This is a genomic window from Streptomyces taklimakanensis, from assembly GCF_009709575.1.
Classification (GTDB): domain Bacteria; phylum Actinomycetota; class Actinomycetes; order Streptomycetales; family Streptomycetaceae; genus Streptomyces; species Streptomyces taklimakanensis.
Window position 1 is genome coordinate 3,716,475 of record NZ_WIXO01000001.1, and the last position, 13,145, is coordinate 3,729,619.

Annotated in this window: 11 protein-coding genes; 2 read left to right on the forward strand and 9 right to left on the reverse strand. The window is 73.6% G+C overall.

The genetic code is table 11. The features are described from left to right. Positions 1-8: 8 nt before the first annotated feature. Positions 9-1,235: a DUF6596 domain-containing protein gene (locus F0L17_RS16560; protein WP_162466838.1), complete on the forward strand. Its 1,227-nt coding sequence runs from the start codon at positions 9-11 to the stop codon at positions 1,233-1,235. A gap of 75 nt (positions 1,236-1,310) precedes the next feature. Here F0L17_RS16560 and F0L17_RS16565 read toward each other — a convergent pair whose 3' ends face one another. From F0L17_RS16565 to F0L17_RS16585, 5 genes are all read right to left on the reverse strand, one after another. After that, positions 1,311-2,087: a succinate dehydrogenase iron-sulfur subunit gene (locus F0L17_RS16565; RefSeq protein ID WP_155071688.1), complete on the reverse strand. Its 777-nt coding sequence runs from the start codon at positions 2,085-2,087 to the stop codon at positions 1,311-1,313. Further along, positions 2,087-3,841 carry a succinate dehydrogenase flavoprotein subunit gene (gene sdhA / locus F0L17_RS16570; protein ID WP_155071689.1) on the reverse strand — a complete coding sequence of 585 codons (1,755 nt, stop codon included), beginning with the start codon at positions 3,839-3,841 and terminating at the stop codon, positions 2,087-2,089. The genes F0L17_RS16565 and sdhA overlap by 1 nt, the downstream gene beginning before the upstream one ends. A 25-nt stretch (positions 3,842-3,866) precedes the next feature. Continuing rightward, entirely contained in the window at positions 3,867-4,298 is a 432-nt protein-coding gene (locus tag F0L17_RS16575; protein WP_155071690.1) for a succinate dehydrogenase hydrophobic membrane anchor subunit, read from the reverse strand. Positions 4,299-4,301: 3 nt separating this feature from the next. Continuing rightward, positions 4,302-4,682 carry a succinate dehydrogenase, cytochrome b556 subunit gene (sdhC, locus tag F0L17_RS16580; protein ID WP_093661581.1) on the reverse strand — a complete coding sequence of 127 codons (381 nt, stop codon included), beginning with the start codon at positions 4,680-4,682 and terminating at the stop codon, positions 4,302-4,304. Between the two features lie 158 nt (positions 4,683-4,840). After that, positions 4,841-5,527 carry a 2-oxo-4-hydroxy-4-carboxy-5-ureidoimidazoline decarboxylase gene (locus F0L17_RS16585; RefSeq protein ID WP_420802422.1) on the reverse strand — a complete coding sequence of 229 codons (687 nt, stop codon included), beginning with the start codon at positions 5,525-5,527 and terminating at the stop codon, positions 4,841-4,843. A gap of 225 nt (positions 5,528-5,752) precedes the next feature. Between F0L17_RS16585 and F0L17_RS16590 the strand changes: the two genes are divergently transcribed. Then, positions 5,753-7,393 carry a family 20 glycosylhydrolase gene (locus F0L17_RS16590; RefSeq protein ID WP_155071691.1) on the forward strand — a complete coding sequence of 547 codons (1,641 nt, stop codon included), beginning with the start codon at positions 5,753-5,755 and terminating at the stop codon, positions 7,391-7,393. 73 nt (positions 7,394-7,466) lie between these two features. Here F0L17_RS16590 and F0L17_RS16595 read toward each other — a convergent pair whose 3' ends face one another. From F0L17_RS16595 to F0L17_RS16610, 4 genes are all read right to left on the reverse strand, one after another. Next, positions 7,467-8,372 carry an ABC transporter permease gene (locus F0L17_RS16595; RefSeq protein WP_155071692.1) on the reverse strand — a complete coding sequence of 302 codons (906 nt, stop codon included), beginning with the start codon at positions 8,370-8,372 and terminating at the stop codon, positions 7,467-7,469. Then, positions 8,369-11,254 (reverse strand): alpha/beta fold hydrolase, encoded by a 2,886-nt coding sequence (locus tag F0L17_RS16600; RefSeq protein ID WP_155071693.1) that lies wholly within the window; start codon positions 11,252-11,254, stop codon positions 8,369-8,371. The genes F0L17_RS16595 and F0L17_RS16600 overlap by 4 nt, the downstream gene beginning before the upstream one ends. A 90-nt stretch (positions 11,255-11,344) precedes the next feature. Further along, the gene (locus F0L17_RS16605; protein WP_155071694.1) at positions 11,345-12,460 is read right to left on the reverse strand and encodes a hypothetical protein; all 1,116 of its coding nucleotides are present in this window, start codon (positions 12,458-12,460) and stop codon (positions 11,345-11,347) included. Positions 12,461-12,495: 35 nt separating this feature from the next. Beyond that, positions 12,496-13,128 (reverse strand): sigma-70 family RNA polymerase sigma factor, encoded by a 633-nt coding sequence (locus F0L17_RS16610; RefSeq protein WP_162466289.1) that lies wholly within the window; start codon positions 13,126-13,128, stop codon positions 12,496-12,498. Positions 13,129-13,145 lie beyond the last annotated feature (17 nt).

Sequence of the window (13,145 nt, forward strand, 5' to 3'; positions counted from 1 at the left end):
CGCGCGAGGTGAACGAGGTCCTGCTCCGGAGCCTCGTGCCGAGCGTGCTCGCCGTCCTCGTCCGCCGCGGAGCCGACTTCGCGGCGGCCGAGGACGCCGTGCAGGAAGCGCTGGTCGAGGCGGTCCGCGTCTGGCCCGCCGACCCCTCCCCGAGCTCCGCGAGCAGGGGAGACCCCGTGCGGGACCCGAAGGGCTGGCTGGTCACCGTGGCCTGGCGCCGGTTCCTCGACGCGGCCCGGGCGGACGCCGCCCGCCGCCGGCGTGAGGACCTCGTCGAGGGGGAGCCGGCGCCCGGACCCGCGCCCGCGGCGGACGACACGCTCCGGCTCTACTTCCTGTGCGCCCACCCGTCGCTGACGCCGTCGTCCGCGGTCGCGCTCACGCTGCGCGCCGTCGGCGGGCTGACCACCCGCCAGATCGCCCGGGCCTATCTGGTGCCCGAGGCGACCATGGCGCAGCGCATCAGCCGGGCCAAGCGCACCGTCTCCGGCGTGCGCCTCGACCGGCCCGGCGACGTCGCCACCGTGCTGCGCGTCCTCTACCTGGTCTTCAACGAGGGCTACTCCGGCGACGTCGACCTCGCCGCCGAGGCCATCCGGCTCACCCGGCAGCTCGCGGCCGCCGTCGACCACCCCGAGGTGGCGGGCCTGCTCGCCCTCATGCTGCTCCACCACGCCCGGCGCGCCGCCCGGACCGCGCCCGACGGCAGCCTGGTGCCGCTCGCCGAACAGGACCGCGGCCGGTGGGACACCGGGGCGATCGCCGAGGGCGTCGGGATCCTGCGGGCGGCCCTCGCCCGCGACCGGCTGGGCGAGTTCCAGGCCCAGGCCGCCATCGCGGCGCTCCACGCCGACGCGCCCACCGCCGAGGAGACCGACTGGGCGCAGATCGTCGAGTGGTACGACGAGCTCGTGCGCCTGACCGACAGCCCGGTCGTCCGGCTCAACCGCGCGGTGGCCGTCGGCGAGGCCGACGGACCGCGCGCCGGCCTGGCGGCGCTCGCGGCGCTGGACGACTCCTCCCCGGGGTGCTCGGGCTCCTCGGGCAGGGGACACCCCGTGCCCCGCCGCGCCGCGGTGGCGGCCTACCTCCACGAGCGCGACGGCGACCCGGTGACGGCGGCACGGCTGTACGTCGAGGCGGCCCACCAGGCACCCAACCTCGCCGAGCGCGACCACCTGACGCGCCGGGCCGCCCGGCTCAACGCCCGCCTGCGCCGGCCGGGAACGCGGTGAGGGCCCGCTCCCCGAAGGGAACGGGCCCTCACCGGCGCCGGGCCGCCCCTCGACGGGGCGGCCCCGGCACGGGCCTCAGTAGCGCCGCGTGATCAGCGCGCGCTTGACCTCCTGGATGGCCTTGGTGATCTCGATGCCGCGCGGGCAGGCCTCCGTGCAGTTGAAGACGGTGCGGCAGCGCCAGACGCCCTCGCGGTCGTTGAGGACCTCCAGACGCTGCTCACCGCCCTCGTCGCGGGAGTCGAAGATGAAGCGGTGCGCGTTGACGATCGCCGCCGGGCCGAAGTACTGGCCGTCGTTCCAGAACACCGGGCACGCGGAGGTGCACGCGGCGCACAGGATGCACTTGGTGGTGTCGTCGAAGCGCTCGCGGTCCTCGGGGGACTGCAGGCGCTCGCGCGTCGGCTCGTTGCCCTTGGTGATCAGGAAGGGCATCACGTCCCGGTAGGCCTGGAAGAACGGCTCCATGTCGACCACCAGGTCCTTGAGGACCGTGAGGCCCTTGATGGGCTCGACGGTGATCGGCTTCTCCGGGTTGATGTCCTTGATCAGCGTCTTGCACGCCAGCCGGTTGCGGCCGTTGATGCGCATCGCGTCGGAGCCGCAGATGCCGTGCGCGCAGGAGCGCCGGAAGGTCAGCGTGCCGTCGATCTCCCACTTGATCTTGTGGAGGGCGTCCAGGACGCGCTCCTTGGGGTCGATCTCGATCCGGAAGTCCTCCCAGGTGGCCTCGTCGGAGACCTCCGGGTTGAACCGCCGGATGCGGAAGGTGGCGGTGATGTAGGGGGTGTCCGTGGCCGTGCCGCCGGCACCGGGCTCGGACTGGCTCTTGTCCATGACGGGAGTGGCCATCAGTACTTACGCTCCATCGGCTGGTAGCGGGTCTGCACGACCGGCTTGTAGTCCAGCCGGATCGACTCGGTGCCGTCGTCGCCCACCTCGCGGTACGCCATGGTGTGGCGCATGAAGTTGACGTCGTCGCGGTTCGGGTAGTCCTCGCGGTAGTGGCCGCCGCGCGACTCCTTGCGGGCCAGCGCGGAGACGGCCGTCACCTCGGCCAGGTCGAGCAGGTTGCCCAGCTCGATGGCCTCCAGCAGGTCGGTGTTGAACCGCTTGCCCTTGTCCTGGACGGACACGTTCTTGTAGCGCTTGCGGAGGGCGCCGATCTCCTCCACGGCCTCCTTCAGCGTCTGCTCGGTGCGGAAGACCATGACGTTCCTGTCCATGGTCTCCTGGAGCGCCTTGCGGATCTCGGTGACCCGCTCGGTGCCCTCCGAGGAGCGCAGCGCCTCCACCTGACCCTCGACGAACCCGGCCGGGTCCTCGGGCAGGTCGACGTAGTCGGCGGTCGCGGCGTACTCGGCGGCGGCGATGCCGGCCCGGCGGCCGAAGACGTTGATGTCCAGCAGCGAGTTGGTGCCCAGCCGGTTGGCGCCGTGCACGGACACGCAGGCGACCTCGCCGGCGGCGTACAGGCCCGGCACCACCGTGGTGTTGTCGGCCAGCACCTCGCCCATGACGTTGGTCGGGATGCCGCCCATCGCGTAGTGCGCGGTCGGCTGGATCGGGATCGGGTCGGTGTACGGCTCGATGCCCAGGTAGGTGCGCGCGAACTCGGTGATGTCCGGCAGCTTGGCGTCGAGCTGCTCCGGCGGCAGGTGGGTGAGGTCCAGGTAGACGTGGTCGCCCTCGGGGCCGCAGCCCCGGCCCTCGCGGATCTCGGTGTAGATCGAGCGGGAGACGACGTCGCGCGAGGCCAGGTCCTTCATGACGGGCGCGTACTTCTCCATGAAGCGCTCGCCGTCCTTGTTGCGGAGGATGCCGCCCTCGCCGCGGGCGCCCTCGGTCAGCAGGATGCCCATGCGCCAGATGCCGGTCGGGTGGAACTGGAAGAACTCCATGTCCTCCAGCGGCAGGCCCCGGCGGAACGCGGCGGCCTGGCCGTCACCGGTCAGGGTGTGGGCGTTGGAGGAGACCTTGAAGAACTTGCCGTTGCCGCCCGAGGCGAAGACGACGGCCTTGGCCTGGAAGACGTGGATCTCGCCGGTGGCCAGCTCGTAGGCCACGACGCCCGCGGTCCGCTTGACGCCGTCGATCTCGTTCAGCAGCAGGTCCAGGACGTAGAACTCGTTGTAGAACTCCACGCCCTCCTTGACGCAGTTCTGGTACAGCGTCTGGAGGATCATGTGACCGGTGCGGTCCGCCGCGTAGCAGGACCGGCGCACCGGAGCCTCGCCGTGGTTGCGGGAGTGACCGCCGAAGCGGCGCTGGTCGATGGTGCCGTCCGGGGTCCGGTTGAACGGCAGGCCCATCTTCTCCAGGTCGAGGACGGCGTCGATGGCCTCCTTCGCCAGGATCTCCGCGGCGTCCTGGTCGACCAGGTAGTCACCGCCCTTGACCGTGTCGAAGGTGTGCCACTCCCAGTTGTCCTCCTCGACGTTCGCGAGGGCCGCGGCCATGCCGCCCTGGGCCGCGCCGGTGTGGGACCGGGTGGGGTAGAGCTTGGTCAGCACGGCGGTGCGGCTGCGCTTCGTCGCCTCGATGGCGGCGCGCATCCCGGCGCCGCCGGCGCCGACGATGACGGTGTCGTACTTGTGGATCTTCATGACAGTCTGTGCCTCAGCCCCGGCTCTAGCGGATGTTCGGGTCGAAGGTGAAGATCACCAGCGTGCCCAGCAGGACGGTGAACACCGTGGCGGTGTACAGCAGCATCTTCAGCCAGAAGCGCGTGCTGTCCCGCTCGGCGTAGTCGTTGATGACGGTCCGCAGACCGTTGGCGCCGTGCAGCATCGCCAGCCACAGCATCAACAGGTCCCAGGTCATCCAGAAGGGCGAGGCCCAGCGACCGGCCACGAAGGCGAAGTTGATCTTGCTGACGCCGCCGTCCAGGACGAGCTGGATCAGCAGGTGGCCGATCACCAGGAGCACCAGCACGATGCCGGACAGCCGCATGAACAGCCAGGCGTGGAGCTCGAAGTTGCCGCGCGTGGCCCGGGGCGTCCGCTTGGTGCGGGCCCGGGGCGGCTCGATCACCGGGGCGGGGTTGTCTACGTCAAAGGCCATGGGTCAGCTCCCGAACAGCTCGCTCACGGCGTGCCCGAGGACCGGGTACAGCGCCCCGATCATCAGCACGATCCAGATGCCCATCACGGTCCACAGCATCTGGCGCTGGTACTTGGTGCCCTTCGACCAGAAGTCGACGGCGACGACCCGCAGGCCGTTGAGCGCGTGGAAGAGGATGGCGGCCACCAGGCCGTACTCCAGCAGCGCGACGATGGGCGTCTTGTAGACCGCCACGGTGTCGTCGTACGCCTCGGGGGAGACGCGGACGAGCGACGTGTCCAGGACGTGCACGAACAGGAAGAAGAAGATGAGGACACCGGTGACTCGGTGAGCCACCCAGGACCACATGCCTTCCCGGCCGCGGTACAGCGTTCCAGCCGGCACGGAAACATTCCCTCCGGGAGCGGTATCACGGGGCCGGCCGGCTTCGGTGTCGGTCTGGCCCGGCCGGGTACGGTCCACCGGCCACTGGCCATGGTATCTACGTGCCGGCGTGTCGGTTCCCCCGGGGGGTCGGATGTGATCGATCAGGCACGGACGGATCAGGACGCCGGGCCCCGGGGCACCAGTCCCCGCGGCACCGCCGCCGGGGCCCGGGGAGCCTTGGGGGCCTCCGGGCGCTCCGCGGAGCCCGGCCCGCCTCCCGAGCCGGTGAACCGCCCCTCCCGGAGCAGCCTGACCAGTCGCCCGCGCGCGATGCGGCGCAGTTCGTCGGCGGCCACGGCCCGCTCGCGGTCGGCCTCGTTGCCCAGTCGGGTGCGGATCGCGGTGAGGACGTGGCCGACCGCCTCCTCCTCGCGGACGTCGTCGACGCAGAGCACGAAGGCGTAGCCGAAGCGGCTCTCGTACGCGGCGTGCGCGGCGCGCAGCGCCGTGTGGGCGGCGAGCGTGCCCGGCCCGGAGATGGTGAGCCGGTGGCCGCCGTACAGCAGGCCCCCGTGGTCCGGCCCCGCCGAGGACTCCCTGCTCAGCGCCTCGGACAGATCCTCGTCGGTGAGGTCGTAACCGGCCTCGTCCGCGGCGGCGAGCAACGCCTCCGGATCCGGGTAGGGGCGGTGCTCGACGATGCTGTCCGCCCAACGCCGGCTGCCGCAGCAGGACAGCAGGGTCTCCCGCAGTTCGTCGGGCGAGGCGCTGTTGAGGCGGTGGAGCGGCGTCGCCTCGCTTCGCTGAGGGGGCAGGCGCATGGACTCCTCGGGCGCGGGGATGTCGGGGGCGTCGCGGGACACGGGACGAGGGACGGTGATGCCGGCGGGTGGGTCGTTCCGGTGGTCGAGTCGGCGCGTACCGTTGGCGGTGCCGATGACTGAGGTGATCGTGTGACGGAAGATGACGCAACGGTAACGATACGCGAAAGGGGGTGCTTGGTGGAAAGAGGGTTTTCACTCGGACGAGAAGGACTTGGGGCGCATGATTGACGGATGAGTGCTGGAAAGGGGTAATACGGTCACTCCATGGGACGTAGACGCAAGCGCACCTCCCGCAGAAAACCCCTGGTCGTCGCCGCTGTGCTCGCCGCCCTGGCCACCGCGGTGTCGATCGGGATCCTCGTACTGCCGGACGGCGACGGAGAGGGCCGAAGGGGCGGTGGAGGAGGCCGAGGCGGCTGGGCCGGGGGAAGCGCCGACGTCCCCGTCGTCACCCTGCCCCCGGCGCCCGAGACGGTCCCCGCCGTGCGGCTGTGGGAACCCGAGTCCGGCATCGGCTGGCAGCCCGGCCCCGGCACCCGCGTCGTGGCCGACCCCGACGGCGAGCTGGCCGACGAGGCCGACCTCCTCGCCGAGGAACTGGACGCCGGGCGCTCCGACGGTCCCGCCGGCCCCGGCGACGTCGAGCTCGTCCTGGACACCGAGGCCCCCGACGACGAGGTGCGTGGCCGCGAGGGCTACGCGCTGACCACCGCCTTCGGCAGGGTCACCGTCACCGGCCGCACCGACACCGGGGTCTTCCACGGCACCCGCACCCTCCTCCAGGCCGTCCGCGGCCAGGGACGGATGCCCGCGGGCACCGTCCGCGACTGGCCCGACCGCCCCCAGCGCGGCTTCATGCTCGACATCGCCCGCAAGCACTTCGACGCGGAGTGGATCGAGGACCGCATCCGGGAGATGGCCGACCTCAAGCTCAACCAGCTCCACCTCCACCTCTCCGACGACCAGGCGTTCCGCGTCGAGAGCGACTCGCACCCCGAGATCGTCTCCGACCCCCACCTGACCAAGGCCGAACTGCGTCGGATCGTCGAGCTGGCCAACTCCCGACACATCGCCGTCATCCCCGAGATCGACTCGCCCGGCCACCTCGGCGCCGTCCTCGACGCCCACCCCGAGCTCCAACTGCGCGACGCCGACGGCGACCCGGCCCCCGGCGCGATCGACATCTCCGACCCGCGCTCGGCACGCCTCCTGGACGACCTGCTGCGCGAGTACGCCCCCCTCTTCCGCGACCAGCCCGGCCCCGGACCGTTCTGGCACCTGGGCGGCGACGAGTACCGGGCGCTGATGGCCTCCGACCCCGAGGCCTCCTACCCCGAGCTGGCCGAGGCCGCCCGCCGTGCGCACGGCCCCCGCGCCGGCATCCGGGACCTGGCCGCGGCCTGGCTCAACGACCGCGCCGCCACCGTGCGGGAGGAGGGCTTCACCCCGCAGGTGTGGAACGACGGACAGCACCCCGGCGGGGTGGTCGAGCCCAGCGAACCCCGCCAGGTGACCTACTGGACGGGCAAGGAGATCGGCGCCCGCGAACCCGAGGAGTACCTGAGGGAGGGGTGGGAGGTGGTCAACCTCAACGACGAGTACCTCTACTACGTCCTCGGCGAGCCCAACCAGTTCACCTACCCCACCGGCGAACGCATCTACGAGGAGTGGACCCCGGCCGTGCTGCGCGGCACCGAACCCGTCCCCGACGAGCTGGCCGGGCCGGACCGGATCCGAGGCGGACGGCTGGCCGTCTGGTGCGACCTGTCCGGGGCCCAGACCACCGAGCAGGTCGCCCGCGGGATCCGGATGCCGCTGCGGGCCCTGGCCCAGAAACTGTGGAACCCCGCGCCGCCCGTCCTGGACTGGCCGGCCTTCCGGGAACTGGCCGACCGGGTGACGTGACCGGGGCCCGAGGCAGCGCGCCTCCGGCGCGCCCGACCTCCTCGCTCCCGAGGGGCGCCGGGCGCGCCGGACGTCAGGACACCACGTCCTTGGTCCGGAAGTGGCGGAAGGCCAGGGCGAACAGCACCAGCGCGTACGCCACCGACACCGAGGCGCCCCGGAGCATCCCGCCCCACTCCACCTCGCTGTTGAACACGTCCACCCAGGCGAACTGCCAGTGGGCGGGCAGCAGCTCGCGCCAGTCGCCCAGCGCGGTGACCGCGTCCAGGATGGTGCCGACGATCGTCAGCCCGATCGCGCCGCCGACCGCGCCCAGCGGCGCGTCGGTGACGGTGGAGAGCCAGAACGCCAGCGCGGCCGTCACCAACTGGGCGGTGAAGACGTACGCCACCGCGACCGCCAGCCGCCCCACCGCCTCGCCCGGCGGCAGCGTCCCGCCGGTCGGCAGTTCCAGCGGACCCCAGCCGTACGCCACCGAGCCCGCCGCCAGCGCCACCAGCGGCAGCAGCACCATCGCGGCGGCGCTGAAGGCCAGCGCCACCACCAGCTTGCTCAGCAACAGCCGGGCCCGTGGCACCGGCGTGGCCAGCAGGTAGCGCAGCGACGACCAGCTCGCCTCGGAGGCCACCGTGTCGCCGCAGAACAGCGCCACCGGCACCACCAGCAGGAAGCTCGCCGAGACGAACAGCGCCATGGCCGCGAAGTTGGCGCCCGTGGCCGTGGCGGTGTCCATCAGGTTGATCCGCCGGCCGCCGCGCTCGGGCTCGCCGCCGACCGCGAAGGCCGCGATCAGCACCAGCGGCAGCCCGGCCAGGACCAGCCCCGTCACCAGGGTCCGGCGGCGCCGCAACTGGCGCACCGCCTCCACGCGCAGCGGCAGGGTGCGCCGCGGGCGCCAGCCGGGCGCCGCGCCCGACGGCCCGGGGGCCGGGGACTTCGGGGACGCGGGGGACGGCGCGGGGGTGGGGGTGGCGGTCATCGCTCTCCTCCGATCAGGGTGAGGAAGGCGTCCTCCAGGCGACGGTGCGGGCCGACGGCGACCACCGGCACCTCCATCCGCAACAGCTCGGCCAGCAGCTCCGGCACACCGGCGCCGTCGAGCCGCACCAGCAGTCCCTCCTCGGTCGGCGCGGCCGACCCCACGCCGGGCAGGGCCGCCACCTTCTCCGGCAACGTCTCGGGCACCGGACCCCGGACCCCGACCAGCACGGTGTCCCCGGAGCCGGTGATCTCCTCCACCGGACCCGTCCGCACCAACCGGCCGCGGTCCATGACCACCAGGTGCGTGCAGGTCTGCTCGACCTCGGCCAGCAGGTGGCTGGAGACGATCACCGTGCGGCCGTCGGAGGCGTAACGGATCATCACCTCCCGCATCTCGCGGATCTGCGGCGGGTCCAGACCGTTGGTCGGCTCGTCCAGGATCAACAGGTCCGGCAGGCCCAGCATGGCCTGGGCGATGGCCAACCGCTGCCGCATGCCCTGCGAGTAGGTGCGCACCGCGCGCTCCAGGGCGTCACCGAGCCCGGCGATCTCCAGCGCCTCCGCCAGGTGCGCGTCCCGCTCGGGACGCCCGGTGGCCTTCCAGTACAGCTCCAGATTGGCCCGGCCGGACAGGTGCGGCAGGAAGCCGGCCCCCTCGACGAACGCCCCGACCCGCGACAGCACCGGCGCGCCCGGACGGACCCGCCGGCCGAAGACGCGGACCTCGCCGTCGTCGGGGGAGATCAGGCCCATCAGCATGCGCAGTGTGGTGGTCTTGCCCGCGCCGTTGGGACCCAGCAGGCCCAGCACCTGGCCGCGCTCCACCCGGAAGGACAGGTCGCGCACCGCGTAGCGGTCGGTGGCGCCCGCGTACCGCTTGGACAGGCCGGAGATCTCCAGGGGGACGTCCTCCCGTTCCGGGTCGGTGTCCGCGGCGGCCGGCTCCGGGGCGGCTTCGGCGTCCGGGGAGGAGACGGTCGGAGCGCCCCGCCGGCGCCGCCCGGTCAGCAGCAGTGCGGCGGCCGTCACGAGCCCGAGCAGCGGCAGGCCCCACACCCACCACGGCAGCGGATCGGCCTCGGTCTCCAGGCCCGGTACGACCGGCACGCGCACCCCGTCCCCGGCCAGGGAGACGGTGTGGACGGCCGGTTCGACCGGTGAGGCGTAGGCCAGGTCGGTGGTCGAGAGCACCAGGCGCATGCGGTGCCCGGACTCGAAGCGGTGGTCGATCGCGGGCAGCCGCACCTCCACCGTGCGGCCCTCCCCGGCGTCGGTGACCCGCAGCGGTGTCACCAGTTGGGCGGGCAGGACCTGTCGCCCGTCGGGGCCGACGTCGTAGAGCTTGGCGAAGAGCACCGCCTCCCCGTCGTCGGCGTCCGTGGCCACCCTCACCCGCACCGTGGGGGAGCCGGTGACCCGCACCGCCTCCCCCAGCGGCGCGGACTCGAAGCGGGCGTGTCGGCCGGGGTGGTCCAACGACAGGCTCACGCCCAGCCCCGACAGCCCACCCAGGCCGCCCAGCCCCGGCACGGCGGAGACGGCGGGCGGACTGCCGCCCGCCGGGTTGGCGAAGGACTGCTCGGGCCCGCGCAGCGCGACCGCCCGGTCGCCGGCCGACAGCCCCGGATAGGCGTCGGCCTCGGCGGCGCGCAACCGCACCTCCCCGTCGGTGGTGTCCATGCCGCCGGTGCGGGTGACGCGGAAGGCCGGACCGGTGTCGGCGTCGGCGTCGCCCTTGAGGTGGCGGTCGAACCAGACGCGCGTGCGGTCCGCCACCCGCGCCGCCTCGGCCTGTGAGCCGCTGTCGTGGCCGCCCGCGATCCAGTCCACCGCCACGGGCGCGCCGTTCGCGCGGATCGCCTCGGCCATGGCGTCGGCGTGGTCGAGGGGGAAGAGGGAGTCGGACCGTCCCTGGACGATCAGCGCGGGCACGTCGATCCGGTCGGCGACCGCCACCGGGCTGCGCTCGCGCAGCAGTTCGCGGGCGGCCTCGTCCGGTTCGCCCGCGACGGCGACCCGCTCGTACATCGCGCACAGCTCGGCGGAGAAGCGGCCGCAGCCCGCCGCCTCCCGTGCCGGACCGGGGCCGGCGTCCGGGCCGGCACCGGCCGGGGGCTCGGCCCCGGTCCCCGTACCGGTCCCGGAGCCGGTGGGGGCGTCGGGCGCGGCGCCCCCACCGGCATCGGTCCCGGCGCCGGAGTCGGAACCGGGCGGTGTCCCGACGGTGGCGGAGGGCGCGGCGCCGGCGGAACCGGTGGTGAAGAAGACACCGGACCACAGTTCCTTGAAGACGCCGCCGGGGAAGAGCGCCTCGGACAGGTCCCAGTAGGTGATGCTCGGCGCGATGGCGTCGACCCGCTCGTCGTACCCGGCGGCCAGCAGCGAGACCGCGCCGCCGTAGGAGGCGCCCGCCACCCCCACCCGGGGATCGCCCTCGCCGTCGAGCCGCACCTCGGGCCGCTTCGCCAGCCAGTCGATCAGGCGGCTGACGTCGGCCACCTCACGCTCGGGGTCGTTCAGCCCGATCCGGCCGGTGGAGGCGCCGAAGCCGCGCGCCGACCAGGTCAGCACGGCGTATCCGGCGCGCGCCAACTCCTCCGCCCGCCCGCGCAGGTCCGTCTTGTCACCGCCGAAGCCGTGGGCCAGCAGGACCGCCGGCCTGCGCCCGGCGGACTCGCCCGCGGTGAAGTAGGAGGCGTCGACGCGGACCGTGCCGCGGTCGTCGCCGGGGGACTCGGGCACGGTGAACGTCCGCTCCACGCGGCGCACGGCAGGCCCGTCGTCCGGGACGACCGCCCACACACCGGCCCCGACGAGCGCGGTGGCGACGACGACCGCCGTGAGCAACCGGCCGCGGAACCGGGTCAGTCGGAGATCCATGGCCCGACCCTACGGTGTGCCCACCGGTGGGTGTCGCCCCGGTGGCCTCCGCCGCGCTCGGTGGAGGGGGCCGGCGGCAGTGGTTCCGGGTCAGCCGGAGGAGGATGCGGGACGGTTGCCGGGGCCTTTGCCCCCACGGGCCTCGCCGCCCTGTTCGGTGCCTCCCCGCCCGGCGGTCCCCCGATCGCCGGCCTCGGCGTTTCCGCTGCCGTTGCCGCCGCCGCTGCCGCTGCCCTGGCCGCCGTTTCCGCTGCCGTTGCCGCCGTTGCCGTCGCTGTTTCCGCCGGTGCCGTGACCGGCGTCGGCGTTGCCGTTGGCGCCGCCGTTCGCGTTGCCCCGGCCGACGTCCTGGTTCCCCTGGTTCCCCTGGGCCGGACCGGCCGGGGTGCCGGGGCCGCCGTTGTCCACGGCCCCGCTGCTGCCCTGGTTGCCGCCGCTGCCCTGGTTTCCGCTGTTTCCGCTGCTGCCCTGGTTGCCGCCGCTGCCCTGGTTTCCGTCGTTTCCGCCGCTCCCGTCGGGGACGCCGTTGCCCTTCCGGTCGTCCGTCCCGGCCGGCGGCGTCGCCGCGGACTCCAGCACCCGGGCGCAGTAGTCGTCCACCCGGTCGCGGCCACCGGCCGCCTCGACCAGCGGTTTCCCCGGCACGGTGTCCGGTTTCCGCGCCTGGGAGCGGCACAGCGCGACGATCCGGAGCGGGGCGTCGGAGGGAGCCACGGTGCCGGAACGCCGTCTCGGCGAGTCCGGGGCGTCCTCCGGTGACGGCGTGTTGGGGGAGCGTCCGGAGGGACTCGTGGAGGCGCCGTCCGGCGGGAGCGGTTCCCCCGTCGTCCGGCCCGGCGGCTCGCCGCCCGGCAGGAAGGACGTCCCGACGGAGGCCACCGCCACCCCACTGCCGAGGGCGGCGATCACGACCACGCCCAGCGCGCTCGTGCGTGTCCGGCCCAGGCGCCGTGCCAGGCGGGCGAGACGGCCGCGCGGACCGACCGCCCCGGACGCTTCCGCCCGCTCCTCGCGAGCGGCCCGGAAGGCGGCCAACGCCGCCTCCTCGCCCTTGGGTTCGTCGGCCTCCGGAGGGGAGGCCGCGGCGTCGAGAGCGGCCGCGAGGGCGCGGAGACTGCTGTCCGACGGCATGTCGTCGGACCCACGGAGTCCGGACCCCGGCCTGGCGCCCTCCGCGATCAGACGGCGCAACGCGGCCTCCGTCACACGGGCGCCTTCCTCCCCGTCCCGCATCGGGTCGTTCACCTCCGTACCGCCGTTGCCTCGGGCCGTTCCACCAGCCGGGCCAGTTTCTTCAGACCGCGCGACAGCGCCATCGCCACCGCTCCCGGCCTCTTGCCGAGGATCTCGGCCGTGCTCCTCGTGTCCAGGTCCAAGACCACGCGCAGCAGCACCGCCTCCGCCTGGGGGCCCGGCAGGGTGGCTATCAGGGAGACGATCTCACGGGTGGACAACTCGGCACCGGCCACCTCCGCGGTGTCCGGTGCCACGGCGCCGCCGGGCGCGCCGGCCGCACGTGGTTCGGGCAGTTCCTCGGTCGGTACGGTGATCTCCTGCACCCGCCTCTTCCTGCGACGCAGCACGTCCCGCGCCCGGTTCCGCGTCACGGCCAGGGCGAAGCGGCGGAAGGCGGCGCCGTCGCCCCGGAAACGCAGCACGTCCCGGGCTATCTGTAACCACGTCTCGGCCACCACGTCCTCGGCGTCCTGGCCGACGATGACGGCCGCGTAGCGGAGCAGCTCGGGGTTGAGGGACCGGTAGACGACGCGGAAGGCCGCCTCGTCGCCCCGCTGCACACCGAGGACCGCGGCGTTCAGGTCTCCGAGGGTCTCCCGGGGAACGCCGTTGCCGCCTCCATCCGCCACATCGCTCACGGACGGGATCCTTCCAC

What these genes read in the sequence shown, in the direction of transcription:
- F0L17_RS16565 (WP_155071688.1), bottom strand. Translation starts at nt 2,087, where the DNA reads ATGGCCACTCCCGTCATGGACAAGAGCCAGTCCGAGCCCGGTGCCGGC.
- sdhA (WP_155071689.1), bottom strand. Translation starts at nt 3,841, where the DNA reads ATGAAGATCCACAAGTACGACACCGTCATCGTCGGCGCCGGCGGCGCC.
- F0L17_RS16575 (WP_155071690.1), bottom strand. Translation starts at nt 4,298, where the DNA reads ATGGCCTTTGACGTAGACAACCCCGCCCCGGTGATCGAGCCGCCCCGG.
- F0L17_RS16590 (WP_155071691.1), top strand. Translation starts at nt 5,753, where the DNA reads ATGGGACGTAGACGCAAGCGCACCTCCCGCAGAAAACCCCTGGTCGTC.
- F0L17_RS16595 (WP_155071692.1), bottom strand. Translation starts at nt 8,372, where the DNA reads ATGACCGCCACCCCCACCCCCGCGCCGTCCCCCGCGTCCCCGAAGTCC.
- F0L17_RS16600 (WP_155071693.1), bottom strand. Translation starts at nt 11,254, where the DNA reads ATGGATCTCCGACTGACCCGGTTCCGCGGCCGGTTGCTCACGGCGGTC.